We start from the raw sequence: 15,581 nt of genomic DNA on the forward strand, positions 1-15,581 counted from the left end.
CAATGAGGTGGAAGGACCACTCCCAGTACACACGACAATCTGTACCGACTCCTACCCAAAGTGTCCGAAGACTCCTCAGATGACGTTGCGGTGTTGCAGGTAGCGGAACATCAGGATGCCGGGCAGCACCGGGATCCAGTAGGTGAGCAGCCGCGACAGCAGCACGGCGGCGACGGCCGCGGTGGGCGGCACGCCCATGGCCCCCAGCCCGGCGAGCAGGACCGCCTCGACCGCGCCGAGCCCGCCGGGCGAGGGCACCAGGTGGCCCAGGGTGTTGCCGACGACGAACACGATCGTCACCGCCGTCCAGGAGAAGTTCGAGTGCAGCGCGGCCAGCGACGTCGCGAGCCCCAGCCCGGAGACCACCAGGTAGCCGAGCCCCCCGCCGAACAGCTGCAGCGCGCGCACCGGGTGCCGCAGCGTCTCCAGCAGCTCCCGGCTCACCTCCCGCACCGACGGCAAGATCCGCCTCCGTCCCGGCGGGGACAGCACCACCAGCACCGCAACCAGCACCGCGGCAGCGACGCCGACCATCAGCTGCCATCCGGGCAGCGACAGGTTGGTGAAGGTGCCCGACAGCCCGACCGCGAACACCCCGATCACCGACACCACGAACGCCACCGCGCCGGTTCCGGCCTGGTTGAGCAGCGTCACCCCCACCGCCAGCGGCCTGCGCAGCCCGAGCCGTTCCAAGTAGACGACGTTGATGCCGAAGAACCCGGCACCGCCCGGGGTGGTGCGCCCGGTGAACGCGGCGGCGACCTGGACCTGCAGGGTCAGCCAGAACGGCAGCGGGATCCGGCTGGAGCCCTGCACCGAGATCGACGACAGCACCACGGCGGCGAACCCGGTCACGACGGCCACCGCCAACCAGCCCCAGTTGGCGTGGCGCAGCGCCCCGAGCACGTCCCGGGTGTTGGACAGCTCGGGGATCAGCAGGTAGACGGCCGCACCGACCAGCAGCAGGCTCAGCACGGTGGTCGGTCGCACGGGTGAGCGGAAGCCGGGGATCGGTAGGCCGAGCCGGTCGGCGAGGGTCTCGCGCAGCTCGGCGAGGAAGTACCGGCCGCGCTGGGCCTGCGCGCGGATCCGGCGCGGCAGCGCCAGCGGCACCACGCTGCCCAGCGCCGCGGCCAGCGATTCGACGGGGAGAGCGGCGATCGCGCTGGTCACGGCCCTTTGGGTGCCGACGACGGCGGCCACCGACACCAGAGCTTCCGCCAGGTCCTGAGCGCAGCGGGCGTCGTCGGCGCCGGGGTGGCTGAAGGTGAACGACAGCAGCCACGGCCGCCCGTGCTCGTCCACCAGGATGTTCTTGGCCCGCAGGTCGTGGTGCGCGATGCGGGCCTCGGCCAGCAGCGCGACCTGCTCCCACACGCCCGCCAGCAGGTCGTCGTCGATCTCCTCCGGCGGCAGCTCCGTCAGCCGCCGCCCGGGGACCTCGCGCATCACCAGCAGCGCAGGCGCGTAGGGGACGTCGCCGGCGAGGACGACCTCGGGGGTGCGCACTCCGGCTCGGGCGGCGAGCAACGCCGCGTAGGCCTCGTGCTCGACCTCGTGGTGCGGGGTGGACAGGCTCGGCTCGTCCTGCACGTCGAGCAGCATCAGCAGGCGCTTGAGCTTGTACCAGCCGCCGGCTCGGCGGCTGAGCCTGCGCACCACCTTCACCCGCAGCGGCGGCCCGTCCACGGTGTCCACCGCGAACTCGCGCGGTTGCAGCAGCCGGTGCCGGAGCGCGCTGATCGACACCGGCGCCAGCCCCGCCTGCACGAGCTCGTCGAAGATGACCAGCTCCGAGACCTTCCGCCCCGGAGCTCCCCACACCAGGTGGCACAGCAGCCCGACGCCCCATCCGAGCAGCGCTCCCCCGACCGCGCCCAGCGGCAGGTGCAGGTCCAGGTGCACCACCGCGATCCCGGTCAGCAGGACCAGTCCCCAGCCCAGGTAGCGGGCGACCCGGCCGAAGTACGGGGTGGCGACCACGGCCAGCACGGTCACCACAGCGACCTCCTCCGACGGGAAGGGTCGACCGCCGGGTCCCTCCAGCAGCTGGTGCATGAGCATCGCGACCAGCCAGGTCAGCGCACCGGAGCCGGCGGACAGCAGCGCCACCCGGATCCACCCCAGGTAGGAGGTCGCCACGACCACGCCGACGATGCCCGCCCACGACCCGATCCAGGTCAACACCACCCAGAAGGGGTCGGCGACGCGCGGGAGGGCGATCAGCTGTTGGTGAACAGCGATCTCCACCGGGTTCGCCGGGATCAGCACCAGCAGCGCGCTCAGCACCAGCAGACCCGCGACCAGGCCGAGTTTCGCGAGGTCACGAGGGTGGCGGCCGATGGACAGCCGCAGACGCGAACGCGGGGAAACACCGGTTCCCCCACTGGGCGCTGACGGGCTTCGCTCCACGGGCACCTGCTCCACACAGACTGGTCAGACAAGCCTCGGACCAGCGGGAGGAACCGTCAAACCGGCGCCTCCGGACCGGCCGGGCAGGTGATCATGAAATAGGCGAGGAGGTAGCGCTCGGGGAGGGCTTAGGTCGTAGGCTTGCGCAGTGACCGATCGCGAACAGACGCCCGAACCGAACGCCGACCTGCCGCGGTTGACGGACCCGATCGTGGTCTGCGCGTTCGAAGGATGGAACGACGCCGGGGACGCAGCCAGCTCCGCGATCGAGCACCTGCAGCTCATCTGGGACGCCGAGTCGCTCAGCGAGCTCGACCCGGACCCGTACTACGACTTCCAGGTCACGCGGCCGACGGTCAAGCTCGTCGACGGCGTCACCCGGCAGGTCACCTGGCCGACGACCCGGCTGACGGTGTGCCGCCCGCCGGGAGCCGAGCACGACGTGATCCTGGTGCACGGCATCGAGCCGAACATGCGGTGGCGGGCCTTCTCCGCCGAGCTGGTCGAGAAGATCGAGAAGCTCGGGGCGCGCACTGTGGTGACCTTGGGGGCGCTGCTCGCCGATGCTCCGCACACGCGTCCGGTCCCGGTCAGCGGCACGGCCTACGACGAGGACTCGGCGACGACGTTCGGCCTGGAACGCACCCGTTACGAGGGCCCGACCGGGATCGTGGGCATCTTCCAGGACGCGTGCGTGCAAGCGGGCATCCCGGCGATCTCGTTCTGGGCGGCGGTGCCCCACTACGTCTCGCAGCCGCCCTCCCCGAAGGCGACGCTCGCGCTGCTGCACCGCGTCGAGGAGGCGCTGGACGTGGAGGTTCCGCTGGGCAACCTGCCAGACCAGGCCGAGGAGTGGGAGGAAACGGTCAGCGAGATGGCCGAGGAGGACGAGGACGTGCGCAACTACGTCCGCGCCCTCGAGGAGCGCGGTGACGCGGAGGTCCGGTTGACCGAGGCCAGCGGCGACGCGATCGCCGCCGAGTTCGAGCGCTACCTGCGCCGCCGGGGACCGGGGGGCAAGGGCCCGCTGGGGCCCGGACCGGGCTGAGCGCCTGCTCCACGAGCGGTCGACCGCGATCACCTCGATCGCGGTCGACCGTCGTTCTTCTCAGGCGGCGGCGCACTCGGCGATGAAGGCGTCGGCGGCGTTCGGGTCCAGGAACCACGAGGCCATGTCGTCGGGGTTGGCGAAGCCGTCGGCGAAGCGCTCGCCGACCGCGGGCAGCTGCGCGGCCGCCCCGAAGACGTTGAGCACGTGCGGGGGTGGCGGCTGCAGGGCTGCGTTGGCCCACGACGTGACGTGCTTGGCGAAGGTCCAGTAGCGGTCGAACGTGCTCTGCATCCAGCCCCAGTCGAATGCACCGTCACCGTTGGCGAGGATGCTCTCCAGGTAGATCTGCGCGCTTTGGCAGGCGGCGTTGGAGCCCTGCCCGGTGACCGGGTCGTTGAGCACCACGCTGTCGCCGAGACCGAGCACCAGGCGGCCTGAGGGCAGCTGCCCGGTCGGCTTGCTGACGGTCGGCGTCACCGCGCCGGCCAGGGTGCCGCCCTCGTCGGTGAGTTCGGCGTCGGCGAACCGCTCGTGCTCCCACGGGCAGTGCTCGCGCAGCAGGCCGAGCATCCGCTCCCACTGCCGCTGCGGTTCGGGCCGGTCATCGAAGGCGTCCAGCGGACCACCGGGAACGCCTTCCAGCAGCAGGATTTCGCAGGCGCCGTCGAGCGTGTGCCCGGGGTAGCTGATGACCTCGCCGATGCCGGCGAGCGCGTTGAAGCGGGCGGCGGAGGAGTCGTCCGGGTCGCTGGAGTTGTGCGTTCCGCGCACGTAGGCGACCGAGAGCTCGCGCTGCGGTTCGGTGTAGGGCGAGCGCTGCGCGTCGCGTTCGAACAGCGCCCCGAGCTCGCTCTTGCCGGCCGCGACCACGACGAGGTCGAAGTCGGGCGCGATCTCGTCGAGCTCGGTCACCGATAGTTCGCGGTGGTCGATCGTGCCGCCGCGCTCGGCGAACAGCTCGAGCCAGGCGGACATCTTCACGCGCTGGTCGATCGACAGCGCGTAGCCCTTCAGCGGCGCCATCCAGTCGATGACCCGCTCCCCTTCCGGGCTCGCGACCGACACGCGCAGGCCGGTGAGCTGGGGCGCGGTGTCATCCCACAGGCCCAGCCCGTGCCGTCTTTCGATCTCCAGCGTCTGGTAGTACATCGACTGCGTCGACATGACCCGCCCGCTGCGGATCTGCTCCGCCGTCTGCGCCGAGATCAACGTGACGTCGTAGCGCTCGGCCTGCAGCGTGAGCGCCAGCTGCAGCCCCGCCTGCCCGGCTCCGACAATCAGGACTCTCCGCATGATCCCCCGGCCGCCTCTCGAGTGTCCCCATCTTCGGAAATCTGGACCCACGGCGACATTTCGGACGAACGCCGTCGCTCCCCGTGATGACGCGATGATCAAATCAAACCCGTTCGCACCTGTCCACGGACGCCGGTCCTCGTTTCGATCAAGCGCAGATCAACGCTCCTGCGGTGTTCAATTGCCGTTCTTCCCAGTGCGGCCCGGAACGTGAAGAAGGGTGACCGGGGCCCTCGACGGACTTCCCGATCACCCTTCGCCGATGTCGTAGGAGGTTAGAGCTCAACTCCGAGCAGGGCGTCCACCGCCGTGCGGATCAGGGACGGTGCGCCCTGGTCGTCACCGCCGGACCTGAGGGCCGCCTCCACCCAGGAGTCGACCGCGCGGAGCGCGCCCGAGGTGTCCAGGTCGTTGGACAGCGATGCGCGCAGCCCCGCGATCGCCTCGGCCGCCGCCGGGCCGGAAGTCAGCGCGACCGCCTCCCGCCAGCGGGCCAACCGGGCGGCGCCCGACGTCAGCGCATCGGCGGTCCAGGAGCGGTCCTGGCGGTAGTGGCCGTCCAGCAGCGCCAGCCGGATCGCCATCGGATCCACCCGGTCCCCGCGCAGCCGCGAGACGAACACGAGGTTCCCGCGCGACTTGGACATCTTCTCGCCGTCCAGCCCGATCATGCCGGAGTGCACGTAGTGCTTGGCGAACGGGAAGTCGCCGGAGAGGGCCTCGGCGTGCGCGGCGCTGAACTCGTGGTGCGGGAAGATCAGGTCCGAGCCACCGCCCTGCACGTCGAACCCGAGCCCCAGCCGGTTCAGCGCGATCACCGAGCACTCCAGGTGCCACCCGGGACGGCCGGCACCCAGCTCGGAGTCCCAGGACGGCTCGCCCGGCCGGGCCATCCGCCACAGCAGCGCGTCCAGCGGGTGCTCCTTGCCCGGCCGGTCCGGGTCTCCACCGCGCTCGGCGAAGAAGGTGTTCATGGTGGCCTCGTCGTAGTTCGACTCGGAGCCGAACCGGCCGGTCGCCTGGTGCCGGAAGTAGATGTCCGGGTACTCGCCGTCATCGGCCCGGTAGGCGGCACCGGAGGCCAGCAGCTTTCCCACGGCCTCGACGATCTCCGGGATGGACTCCACGGCGCCGATGAAGTCCGCGGGAGGCAGCACCCGCAGCGCCTCCATGTCCTCCCGGAACAACGCGGTCTCGCGCATCGCGAGGACGATCCAGTCCTCGTTGTCCCGCTCGGCCCGCTCCAGCAGCGGGTCGTCGATGTCGGTGACGTTCTGCACGTAGTGGACCTGGTGACCGTTGTCCAGCCACACCCGGTGGATCAGGTCGAACGCCAGGTAGGTCGCGGCGTGGCCGAGGTGGGTGGCGTCGTACGGGGTGATGCCGCAGACGTACATCCGCGCTTCGGGCCCGGGCTCGGTGGGCCTGATCTCAGCAGCGGAGGTGTCGAAGAGCTGAAGTGGACGTGGGGTGCCTTCCACCTCGGGGACGGAAACCGATGACCAGGGTTGCATGCATCCGACCTTAAACGTCCGGGACGAGGCGCCGCCTCCATCCGGGGCATCACCCGTGTCACATGCTGGGACACCCCGGGGAGCAGTTCTTCCCCGGAAGCACCGGCGTCTCGTTCTCCACCCCGTTCCGCCGATCCTCCCGCCAGCGAACGATCCCTCAGATCCGCTGCCGGACACCTGCGCCTCTGACCATTCTTGGCTGGTCAAGCGAGTAACACGCGCCCCATGAGAACACCGGGGAAACAAAGCGCGGCACAAGCGGAATCGACGTCCTCCCGCCGATCCCGAACGCTGGAGGCGATCGGGGGAGCTCGTACGCGCTGAACGGCGCGCAGATCGGCAAACCGCCGAGATAGGTCCGGTTCCCCGAAGCAGGGCTTCGATCCGGCAGACCTCGTGGCCGGAGGGCGACGGCCGCCGTCGTGAACTCCACCTCCTCCGTCGCCGAGGGCGGGCCTTCGTGGTGATGGGCTGTCCGGTTCGGGCGAGTCGACGCTCATCCGCATGGTCCACGGGCTGCTCGCACCCACCGACGGCGCGGTGTCGACAACGACGGCCGCGGCCTGCGCGCGGGGCACCGACGGGCGGGAGATCACCGAACGCGCGGCGAGGCGCTGCGACTGGTCGGGCTCCAGGGTTCCCCGCGGGGGTGCGCCAGCTCGTCGGGCTGGCCCGCGCGCTGGCCACGGGCACCGACGTGCTGCTCGGGGGGAGCGGGCGTGGGGGTTGCCCTGTGCCAGAACGGCGTAGATCGGGCCCCTCCAGCTCGGTCGCGTTGACCGTGTGGCCGCGGCGTTCGAGGAGTTCCCTCTTGAGCGGGCCCAGGGCGCTGGGCACCTCGCCCATCGGTCACACCGCTTCCCGGCCCGTTCTCTCCTCCACAGCAGCGGCTTTCACCAACGACCACCGGATCGTGCGATGGCGATTCGCTCGCGTTTTCGAATCGCCGGGTGCACCATTGGCACATGAGTTCGAGAAGGACGGCCCAGCCCAGAAACGCCCGTTCGACGATCCGGCGCTTTCTCCCACGACGGAACGAAGGAGAACCGGAGCCAGCCTGACCGAGCCTGGTGCTCGACAACCGGGCCGATGCCACCAGTGCCCCAACATGCCCTAGCGGCACTTGCTTCTTGACAACTCCAGAGTGGAAAAGCAGCGACCGCTCAACGACGGCGCTTGGTGCGGAGGTAGTCGCCGACCACCGCCGCACCGAGCCCGTCGGCATCCGGGGCCAGGACCCGGCCTCCGCCGCGCTTGGCGACGACGTCGACGAACGCGGCGAGGCTGGGGTCCTCCCCCAGCATGAACACGCTCAGGGTGGTGCCCAACCGCTGCAAAGCGTCCACTTCGGACAACGTGACGCTCAGCGTGTGCGGGCTCGGCGGGTACTGGAACACCGCTTCACCATCGGGTTCCAGGTGCGCGGTGGGTTCGCCGTCGGTGATCACCAGCACCACCGGCTGCGCGCCCGGATGCCTGCGCAGGTGCCGACCGGCCAGCAGCAGCGCGTGGTGCAGGTTCGTGCCCTGCTCCCACACCCCTTCCAACGCCGCGAGCTCGCCGACGTCCACGGTGGACGCGTAGCGGCCGAAGGTGACCAGCTGCAGGGCGTCCGAGCGGAACCGCGTCGCGACCAGGTGGTGCAGCGCCAGGGCGGTGCGCTTCATCGGCACCCACCGGCCGTCCTGCACCATCGACCACGAGGTGTCCACGCACAGCACCACCGCCGATCGGGAACGCTGCTCGGTCTCGGAGACCTCCAGATCGGAGATGTCGAGCATCGGGGAGTTCTCGCCCTCGGCCGCGCGACGCAGCACCGCGTTGCGGACCGTGCGGACCGCGTCCCAGGGCTCCGCGTCACCGTAGGTCCGCGGCCGTGTCGTGCCGGTCAGCTCGCCGGCAGCGCCTGCGCGGTCGGTGTCGCGCTCTCCCCTGCGGGTTCGCAGCTGCGAGACGACCGCCTGCAGGGCGTTCTCGCCGAGCCTGCGCATCGCGCGCGGGCTCAACCGCAGGCTGCCGTCCGGCGCGCGCTGCAGCAGCCCCTGATCGCGCAGCTGACGTTCGATGTCGGACAGGCGCTGTGCGTCGACCACGGCCTGCGGGCCGAGCTGGCGTTGGAGTGCCTCCAGGTCGATGTCCTCCAGGCTCGCGCCCGGGTAGGACTGGCCCAGCTGCTCGGCCAGTCGATCCATCTCGCCCAGTTCGGCCATCGCCGCGGTGGCCTCGGCCATGCCCATCGGCTGATCACCGCGGAAGCGGGCCCGGCCGTTCCAGTCCTCGCCGGGGCGCAGCCCCTGCAACTGGCGGTCGAGCTGCTGCAGGGCCTGCGCGATGCGGGGATCACCGAAAGCCTGCTGGGACAACGCCATCAGCTCGTCGCGCTGCTGCTCGCTCATCGAGTTGAGCATCCGCTGCGCGGCCGCCGACCGTGCCGCCAGGGCGTCGATCAGCTCGTCGACGTCGCGCGGGTTCTCCGGGAAGAACTCGCCGTGCCTGCCCATGAACTCGTCGAACGTCGACTGGATGTCCTCTTCACCGCGGGCGTGCGCGGCGAGCAGGTTCGACAGGTCGTCGAGCATCTCGCGCACCCGCTCGACGTCGTCCGGCGAAACCTGCTGCATGGCCTCCTTCATGCCTTCGAAGCGCTGTTCGAGGACTTCGGTGCCCAGCATCTGCCGGATCTCTTCGAAGGCCTCGCGGGCTTCGGGGGAACGCCAGTCGTACTCGGACAGCTCGTTGACCTGACCAGCCACGTCCGGCGGCAGGGCGCTCAACTGTAGTTCGCGGAACCGGGCGTCTTCGCTCGTATCGGCCGACAACGCCAGTCGCTCCTGCTCCAGGGCGCGGTCCAGCATCCTTCGGACCTCGGAGATCGTGCCGTCCAGCCGATGCCTGCGCTGCATCTCGCTGCGGCGCTGCCACAACCGGCGGGTCAGCTCGTCGAGGCCCGCTGAATCCCGGGTGCCGGTGCGCAGCAGCTCCTCCAGCGCCGAGCGCGGCGAGGCTCCCTCCATCACGTCCCGGCCGATCTGGTCGAGCGCCTCGCGCAGGTCGACCGGTGGCTGCAGCGGGTCCGGCCCGCCGTGCCACGCCGAGTACCGGTAGCGGGGACTCATCAGCTGTACACCGAGCGGTCGTCGTCGGAATCCTTGCCCAGCCGCTTGGCCAGGTACAGCGATTCCAGGGCCAGCTCCACCGCGCTGGCGATGCGACCGGGCGGGTCCTCAGCGCGCACACCTGCGCGTTCGGCGACCTGGTGCAGCACCGGGAGTTCCGGCAGCGCGGTGAGCACGTCCTTGCCCGCGATCTGCTCGCCGGTGGCCACCGGGTGCCCGTCCACCACGGCGTCGGCCAGCGACTGCAGGTCCAGGCCGGCGAACAGGCCCCGCGCGGTGTCGGCGACGGACCGGCGCAGCAGATAGCCGAGCAGCTCCTCCTCGCGACCCTCTTCACCTGCCTCGAACTCGATCTTGCCGCGCAGCACGGCGGGCACCGCGGCGAGGTCGACCGGTCGCGCCACGGCCGGTTCCTCCCCGGTCAGCGCCGACCGGTGCAGGGCAGCGGCGGCGATGGTCTCGGCGGCGGCGATGGCGAACCGGGCGGACACGCCCGAGCGCTGGTCCACGGCGCTGGATTCGCGCAGGTGGTCCACGAAGCGGGCCAGCACCTCCAGCAAGTGATCACCGACCTCCGCGGGCAAGTCCGCTTCCTGGCGCATCAACGACACCTCGTCGTCGATCTCCACCGGGTAGTGCGTGCGGATCTCGGCACCGAAGCGGTCCTTGAGCGGCGTGATGATGCGCCCGCGGTTGGTGTAGTCCTCTGGGTTCGCGGTGGCGACCAGCAGCACGTCCAGCGGCAGCCGCAGGCTGTAGCCGCGGATCTGGATGTCGCGCTCCTCCATCACGTTCAGCAGCGCGACCTGGATCCGCTCCGCCAGGTCCGGGAGCTCGTTGATCGTCACGATGCCCCGGTGCGCACGCGGGACGAGTCCATAGTGGATGGTCTCGGGGTCCCCCAGCGAACGCCCCTCGGCGACCTTGACCGGGTCGACGTCGCCGACCAGGTCACCAACCGACGTGTCCGGAGTGGCCAGCTTCTCGACGTAGCGATCAACGCGGTGCCGCCACGTCACCGGCAGTTCGTCGCCCAGTTCAGCGGCGCGGCGCAACGACGCGGGCGTGATCGGCTGCAGCGGGTGCTCGCCCAGTTCGGAACCCTCGATGACCGGGGTCCATTCGTCCAGCAACGCGTGCAGACCGCGCAGCAGCCGGGTCTTGCCCTGGCCGCGCTCACCGAGCAGCACCACGTCGTGCCCTGCGATCAGGGCGCGTTCCAGCTGCGGCAGGACCGTCCGGTCGAAACCGACGATGCCGGGCCAAAGGGCCTGCCCGGAGCGCAGCGAGGTCAGCAGGTTCGCGCGCATCTCCGCCTTGATGCTGCGAGGTTCGTGGCCGCTGTCCCGCAGCTCCCCCGCCGTGCGGGGCAGCCCTGAAGGTGGGGTCGGATTCGTCACGCCTACGACGCTACTCCGCGGGAAACGTGAACGCCGCCACTGCGCCCAGGATTCCGAATGCTGGATCGGAGGAGTAGAAAACTCCAGGTAACGTCATGTCGCACAACGCGGTAGGAGGCCCGGTGGTTCTGGAAATCGAGGTGGATCCCGGCGAGGTCGGCTTCGACGCGGCCCGGTTGCAGCGAATCGATCAGCACTTCGAGGAGTACGTCACGACGGGCAAGCTGCCCGGCTGGCTGGCGCTCGTCGCGCGCCGGGGCAAGATCGCGCACCTGTCCACGCACGGCATGCGGGACGTCGAAAGCGGCAAACCGGTTGAGACGGACACGCTCTTCCGCATCTACTCGATGACCAAGCCGATCACCTCGGTCGCGGCCATGATGCTCTACGAAGAAGGCGCCTTCGAGCTCACCGACCCGGTCAGCGACTTCATCCCGTCGTTCGCCGATCTGAGCGTCTACACCGGAGGACCGGCGCGCGATCCGCAGACCCGGCCGGCCATCGAGCCGATGCGGATCTGGCACCTGCTCACCCACACCGCCGGGCTCACCTACGCGTTCAACCACCTGCACCCGCTCGACGAGCTGCACCGCCGAGCCGGATTCGAGTTCGGCATGGCATCCGACCTGGACCTGGCGGCGTGCTGCGACGCCTGGGCCGAGATCCCGCTGCTGTTCGACCCGGGCACCCGCTGGAACTACTCGGTGGCCACGGACGTGCTGGGCCGGGTCGTGGAGGTCGCCTCCGGTCAGGCCCTCGACGAGTTCTTCCGAACCCGCATCCTGGATCCGCTCGGCATGACCGACACCGGCTTCCAGGTCGCCGCCTCCGACGCCGACCGACTCGCCTCGCTGTACGCGGCGGACCCGCAGGGCAAGGCGCGGCTGCACCCCAAGCACGAGCAGTTGTACGACACCGCGTTCGAACCACCCAAGGCCCCCTCCGGCGGCGGCGGGCTGTTCTCCTCCGCCCGGGACTACCACCGATTCACACAGATGCTGCTTCGTCGCGGGGAGCTGGACGGCGTGCGGCTGCTCGGTGCACGCACGGTCGACTTCATGACCCGCAACCACCTGCCCGGCGGCGCCGACCTCGAGTCGCTGGCCATGGGCGCGTTCTCCGAGGTCGCCAACGCGGGCAAGGGATTCGGCCTGGGGTTCTCGGTCGTCGACGACCCGCTCGCGGCCAAGGTGCTCAGCTCGAAGGGGGAGTTCGCCTGGGGAGGCTTGGCCAGCACGGCCTTCTGGGTCGACCCCGCCGAAGACCTCACGGTCCTGTTCCTGACCCAGCTGATGCCTTCCAGCACCCACCCGATCAAGCCCTACCTCCACCAGCTCGTCTACCAAGCGCTGGTGGACTGAGCCCCGGGAGGAAACCGGCGAAGCCGGTTCCTCCGCGCCCCACCTGAGCTGCCGGCACCGCCGCACGTTCTCAGGGCCTCTGGCGACACAGCCGTAGCGACGTGTGCCCGTTCCATGCTCGAGTCCCTGCTTCGGAGTCGGACGGCGTCTGAGGTCCCGCCACCCGCACCGCCAAGCAAGCCAGCCACTGAGCGCTAGAAGGCAGGCCAGGGAATCGCGGGCCAGTCTCCGGACGGTTCCGGGAAGACTCCGGCGTCGAGCAGCCTGTCGATGCGGGTGCTGACCGCCTGAACTTCCTTGATGGTGAGGTGCTCGGACAATCGTTCGGCGAGGTCCCCCTCCATGAGAGCGCGGACCTCGCCGAGCCGCTCGAGCTCCGCTCCTGGAACGGCCTCGCCGATCCAGCCCCACAGCACGGTGCGCAGCTTGTCGTCGGTGTTGAGGCTGATGCCGTGGTCGACGCCGAGCACGCGGCCGTCGGGGGCGCGCAGGATGTGCCCGCCCTTGCGATCGGCGTTGTTGATGACGATGTCGAGCACCGCCAGCTGCCGCAGCTGCTCGTGGTCGGCGTGGGCGAGCACCACCGGATCACCGTCGGGGTCCTGCGCCCGCAGCACCTGCCGCCAACCCTCACGCACCTCGCTGGGGTGCGTGATGTCGACCAGCTGCTCGTCCTCGTCGGCGACCTCGTCGATCCACAGCTGGACCATGCCGGGCCCGAATGGCCCGTTGCGCAGCAGCGTCGGTGGGATCAGGTCCCAGCCGGCGGCCTCCGACAGCAGGTAGGCCGACACCTCGCGGCCGGCCAGCGTGCCGTCCGGGAAGTCCCACAGCGGGCGCTCGCCGCGCACCGGCTTGTAGACGCACTCACCGGAGACGCCGTCGAGCTCGACCGAGCAGAACAGCGTCGCGTTGGACGCCTCCACGAGGCGGCCTTGGATCTCCAGGTGCCCGTGCCGCAGCAGCTCGCAGTTCGCGGGCTCCTCGACGGCCACGTGCCTCAGACCTCTTCCGAGCGGCGGTAGCCGTTCTGTCGGGGGCAGATGTGCCCGGCCGGATCGAGCGGTTCGCTGCACAGCGGGCAGGGCTTGCGGCCGGCGTTGAGGACCCGTTCGGCGCGTTCGGCGAAGGCCCGGGCGTGCACCGGGCTGAGGAACACCCGGAGCGCGTCGGGCCCCTCCTCGGTGTCGTCGAGCACCACGGACTCGTCGATCTCCTCTTCGGTGACCGCGAGCAGCTCGACGACGACGGCCTCGGACTCGGCGTCCCAGCCCAGCCCCATCGTGCCGACGCGGAACTCCTCGTCGACCGGCACCGCGAGCGGTTCGGTGTCGACGAGGTCCTCGGGCGTGTGACCGGGCAGGTCAGCGTCGAACCGGCGCTGCACCTCGTCGAGGAGCGCGCCGATTCGCTCGGCGAGAACCGAGACCTGTTGCTTTTCCAATTGCACGCTCACCGTGCGGACGTCCTCGGACGCCTGCAGGTAGAAGGTGCGCTCACCGGGTTCCCCGACCGTTCCGGCGACGAATCGGTCGGGTTGGCGGAAGACGTGGATGACACGAGCCATGACCCCTCCGACATTAGGCCACCGAGTGCTCGTCCTGCGCGGCTGGCCCCCGTTTTGTACATCACCTTTCCGCACAACGCGTTGACCTGCGACGAACAGTTCCGTCGAAACGACGTTCCCGCCGTGTTCGCTGTAGGTGAACTGCGGCGCGGCGCACTGACTGCCGATACGCTCGCGGCAAGATCAGGGGTGTTCGAACGGAATCGGATGGAGCACGCCGATGAGCATGCGCGAACTGACCCGGCCGCCGAGGTTGCAGCGGGGCGACACGGTGGCGCTGGTCGCCCCGGCCGGACCGGTGCCCGAAGAGCTGCTGGAGGCAGGGCTCGCCCAGCTGCGCGCCTGGGAGCTCGACGTCCGCGTCGGCAAGCACGTCCTGGACCGCCACCCCCGACTGGACTACCTGGCGGGCACAGACGCCGACCGGGCAGCCGACCTGCAGGAGGCGTGGTGCGACCCGCAGGTCTCAGCGGTGTTCTGCGCCCGCGGCGGCTACGGCTGCCTGCGCGTGATCGACCACATGGACTTCGCCGAGCTGGCAAAGGCGGGCCCGAAGATCCTGGTCGGCTCCAGCGACGTCACCGCGCTGCACGAGGTCTTCGCCGCCGAGCTCGGGCTGGTCACCATCTTCGCCCCGATGGTGGCGACCAAGGCGTTCGCCCACGACGAGAAGGCGCGCGGCCACCTGCGACGCACCCTGTTCGAGCCGCAGGGCGTGACCATACTGACCGGTCGCAGCGCGCACACCATGGTGCCCGGGCGTGCGCTGGGCGTGACCTACGGCGGCAACCTGAGCCTGCTCGCGGGTTCGCTGGGAGCGGGCGTGGCGGCGCGGCCTCCGGAACGCGGCATCGCACTGCTGGAGGACGTCACCGAGGAGCCCTACCGCCTGGACCGATTCCTGATCCAGCTCGTCCGGGCCGGTTTCTTCCAGGGTGCCACCGGGATCGCACTGGGCTCGTGGACCGACTGCGGCCCGATGGGCAAGGTGTACGCGATGCTGGAGAACCTGCTCGGCGGCCTCGGAGTACCGATCCTCTGGGAGCTGGGCTTCGGCCACTGCGAAGCCCAGCGCACGGTCCCCCTCGGCGTCGCGGCGGAACTCGACGCCGACGCCCAACGCCTCTCCATCCTCCAGCCGGCGCTGCGCTGAGCACGGTTCCGGCACCGCGCTTGATAGCTTCGGGATGTGCGTGCCCGGCCGATCTCCCCACAAGCCCTGGTGGACGAGGTGGTGGAGCGCGTTGATGCCATCGCGGAACGGTGGGCCCGGGTGGCCGTCGACGGTGCTCCAGCCGCGGGCACCGGTGATCTCGCCGATCGCCTGGTCTCCCCGCTGAGGGAACGCGGCCGCGAAGCGGTCCGGGTGCGTGCGACGGACTACCTGCGTCCGGCCTCGGTGCGCCTGGAGCACGGCCACCACGACCCGGATTCCTACTACCTGTCCTGGTTCGACACCACGGGTCTGGCCCGCGAGGTCCTCACACCGCTGGCCGCGGACGGCACCGGGCAGGTGCTGCCCGCGCTGTGGGACCCGGAGGCCGACCGCTCCCCTCGCCTGAACCGCGTGGCGCTGCCGGAGCGGGGTGTGGCCATCGTGGACGGACCACTGCTGCAGGGCGTCGGACTCGTCTTCGACCTCGTGGTGCACCTGTGGCTCTCCGACGGCGCGCTGCACCGCAGCACACCGGAGGACCAGCGCTGGACGCTGCCCGCGTTCGAGCGCTACGCCGAGGAGGTCGACCCGACCGCGCTGGCCGACCTCGTGGTCCGCGTCGACCACCCCGACCGGCCAGCGGTCATCGACAGCTTCGACTAGGAGCGGCGGTAGCCGCTGGTCCGAGTGCGTGACCCACCACGCACCGCC

11 protein-coding genes are annotated in these 15,581 nt (G+C 70.3%); 4 read left to right on the forward strand and 7 right to left on the reverse strand.

Annotated features, from left to right (window positions below; translation table 11 throughout):
• Window positions 1-75 precede the first annotated feature (75 nt).
• Window positions 76-2,418 carry a lysylphosphatidylglycerol synthase domain-containing protein gene (locus E1161_RS11325; RefSeq protein ID WP_132622413.1) on the reverse strand — a complete coding sequence of 781 codons (2,343 nt, stop codon included), beginning with the start codon at window positions 2,416-2,418 and terminating at the stop codon, window positions 76-78.
• 142 nt (window positions 2,419-2,560) lie between these two features.
• Between E1161_RS11325 and E1161_RS11330 the strand changes: the two genes are divergently transcribed.
• Window positions 2,561-3,460: a PAC2 family protein gene (locus E1161_RS11330; protein ID WP_132622415.1), complete on the forward strand. Its 900-nt coding sequence runs from the start codon at window positions 2,561-2,563 to the stop codon at window positions 3,458-3,460.
• Window positions 3,461-3,520: 60 nt separating this feature from the next.
• On the opposite strand, the gene E1161_RS11335 is transcribed toward E1161_RS11330, so the two are convergent.
• The 4 genes from E1161_RS11335 to E1161_RS11355 all read right to left on the reverse strand — a co-directional run bounded on the left by E1161_RS11335 (window position 3,521) and on the right by E1161_RS11355 (window position 10,786).
• A complete protein-coding gene (locus E1161_RS11335) occupies window positions 3,521-4,756 on the reverse strand; it encodes a styrene monooxygenase/indole monooxygenase family protein (protein WP_132622417.1) in 1,236 nt (411 codons plus the stop codon).
• 275 nt (window positions 4,757-5,031) lie between these two features.
• On the reverse strand, window positions 5,032-6,270 hold the full coding sequence (gene mshC / locus E1161_RS11340; RefSeq protein WP_132622419.1) for a cysteine--1-D-myo-inosityl 2-amino-2-deoxy-alpha-D-glucopyranoside ligase: 1,239 nt from the start codon (window positions 6,268-6,270) through the stop codon (window positions 5,032-5,034).
• Between the two features lie 1,163 nt (window positions 6,271-7,433).
• Window positions 7,434-9,386, reverse strand: a complete 1,953-nt coding sequence (locus E1161_RS11350) for a VWA domain-containing protein (RefSeq protein ID WP_132622421.1) — start codon at window positions 9,384-9,386, stop codon at window positions 7,434-7,436.
• Complete coding sequence (locus E1161_RS11355; RefSeq protein ID WP_132622423.1) at window positions 9,386-10,786, reverse strand: ATP-binding protein; 1,401 nt, start codon at window positions 10,784-10,786, stop codon at window positions 9,386-9,388. The genes E1161_RS11350 and E1161_RS11355 overlap by 1 nt, the downstream gene beginning before the upstream one ends.
• A gap of 95 nt (window positions 10,787-10,881) precedes the next feature.
• On the opposite strand from E1161_RS11355, the gene E1161_RS11360 reads away from it, so the two are divergent.
• Complete coding sequence (locus E1161_RS11360) at window positions 10,882-12,147, forward strand: serine hydrolase domain-containing protein (RefSeq protein ID WP_132622425.1); 1,266 nt, start codon at window positions 10,882-10,884, stop codon at window positions 12,145-12,147.
• A gap of 194 nt (window positions 12,148-12,341) precedes the next feature.
• Here the strand turns inward: E1161_RS11360 and E1161_RS11365 are convergent, their stop codons facing one another.
• Together E1161_RS11365 and E1161_RS11370 are read right to left on the reverse strand one after the other, a co-directional pair.
• On the reverse strand, window positions 12,342-13,142 hold the full coding sequence (locus E1161_RS11365) for an SCO1664 family protein (RefSeq protein ID WP_132622427.1): 801 nt from the start codon (window positions 13,140-13,142) through the stop codon (window positions 12,342-12,344).
• Between the two features lie 5 nt (window positions 13,143-13,147).
• Window positions 13,148-13,714: a DUF3090 domain-containing protein gene (locus E1161_RS11370; RefSeq protein ID WP_132622429.1), complete on the reverse strand. Its 567-nt coding sequence runs from the start codon at window positions 13,712-13,714 to the stop codon at window positions 13,148-13,150.
• Window positions 13,715-13,934: 220 nt separating this feature from the next.
• Between E1161_RS11370 and E1161_RS11375 the strand changes: the two genes are divergently transcribed.
• The gene (locus E1161_RS11375) at window positions 13,935-14,867 is read left to right on the forward strand and encodes a S66 peptidase family protein (RefSeq protein WP_132622431.1); all 933 of its coding nucleotides are present in this window, start codon (window positions 13,935-13,937) and stop codon (window positions 14,865-14,867) included.
• Window positions 14,868-14,903: 36 nt separating this feature from the next.
• Complete coding sequence (locus E1161_RS11380) at window positions 14,904-15,533, forward strand: nucleoside/nucleotide kinase family protein (RefSeq protein ID WP_132622433.1); 630 nt, start codon at window positions 14,904-14,906, stop codon at window positions 15,531-15,533.
• The last annotated feature ends 48 nt before the right edge of the window (window positions 15,534-15,581 follow it).

This window comes from Saccharopolyspora aridisoli (assembly GCF_004348445.1).
In the GTDB taxonomy this organism is placed as follows: domain Bacteria; phylum Actinomycetota; class Actinomycetes; order Mycobacteriales; family Pseudonocardiaceae; genus Saccharopolyspora; species Saccharopolyspora aridisoli.

Bases quoted from the DNA above. Each gene is read 5' to 3' on its own strand.
- E1161_RS11360 (WP_132622425.1), top strand. From the start codon at position 10,882: ATGTCGCACAACGCGGTAGGAGGCCCGGTGGTTCTGGAAATCGAGGTG.
- E1161_RS11370 (WP_132622429.1), bottom strand. From the start codon at position 13,714: ATGGCTCGTGTCATCCACGTCTTCCGCCAACCCGACCGATTCGTCGCC.
- E1161_RS11350 (WP_132622421.1), bottom strand. From the start codon at position 9,386: ATGAGTCCCCGCTACCGGTACTCGGCGTGGCACGGCGGGCCGGACCCG.
- E1161_RS11375 (WP_132622431.1), top strand. From the start codon at position 13,935: ATGAGCATGCGCGAACTGACCCGGCCGCCGAGGTTGCAGCGGGGCGAC.
- E1161_RS11335 (WP_132622417.1), bottom strand. From the start codon at position 4,756: ATGCGGAGAGTCCTGATTGTCGGAGCCGGGCAGGCGGGGCTGCAGCTG.
- mshC (WP_132622419.1), bottom strand. From the start codon at position 6,270: ATGCAACCCTGGTCATCGGTTTCCGTCCCCGAGGTGGAAGGCACCCCA.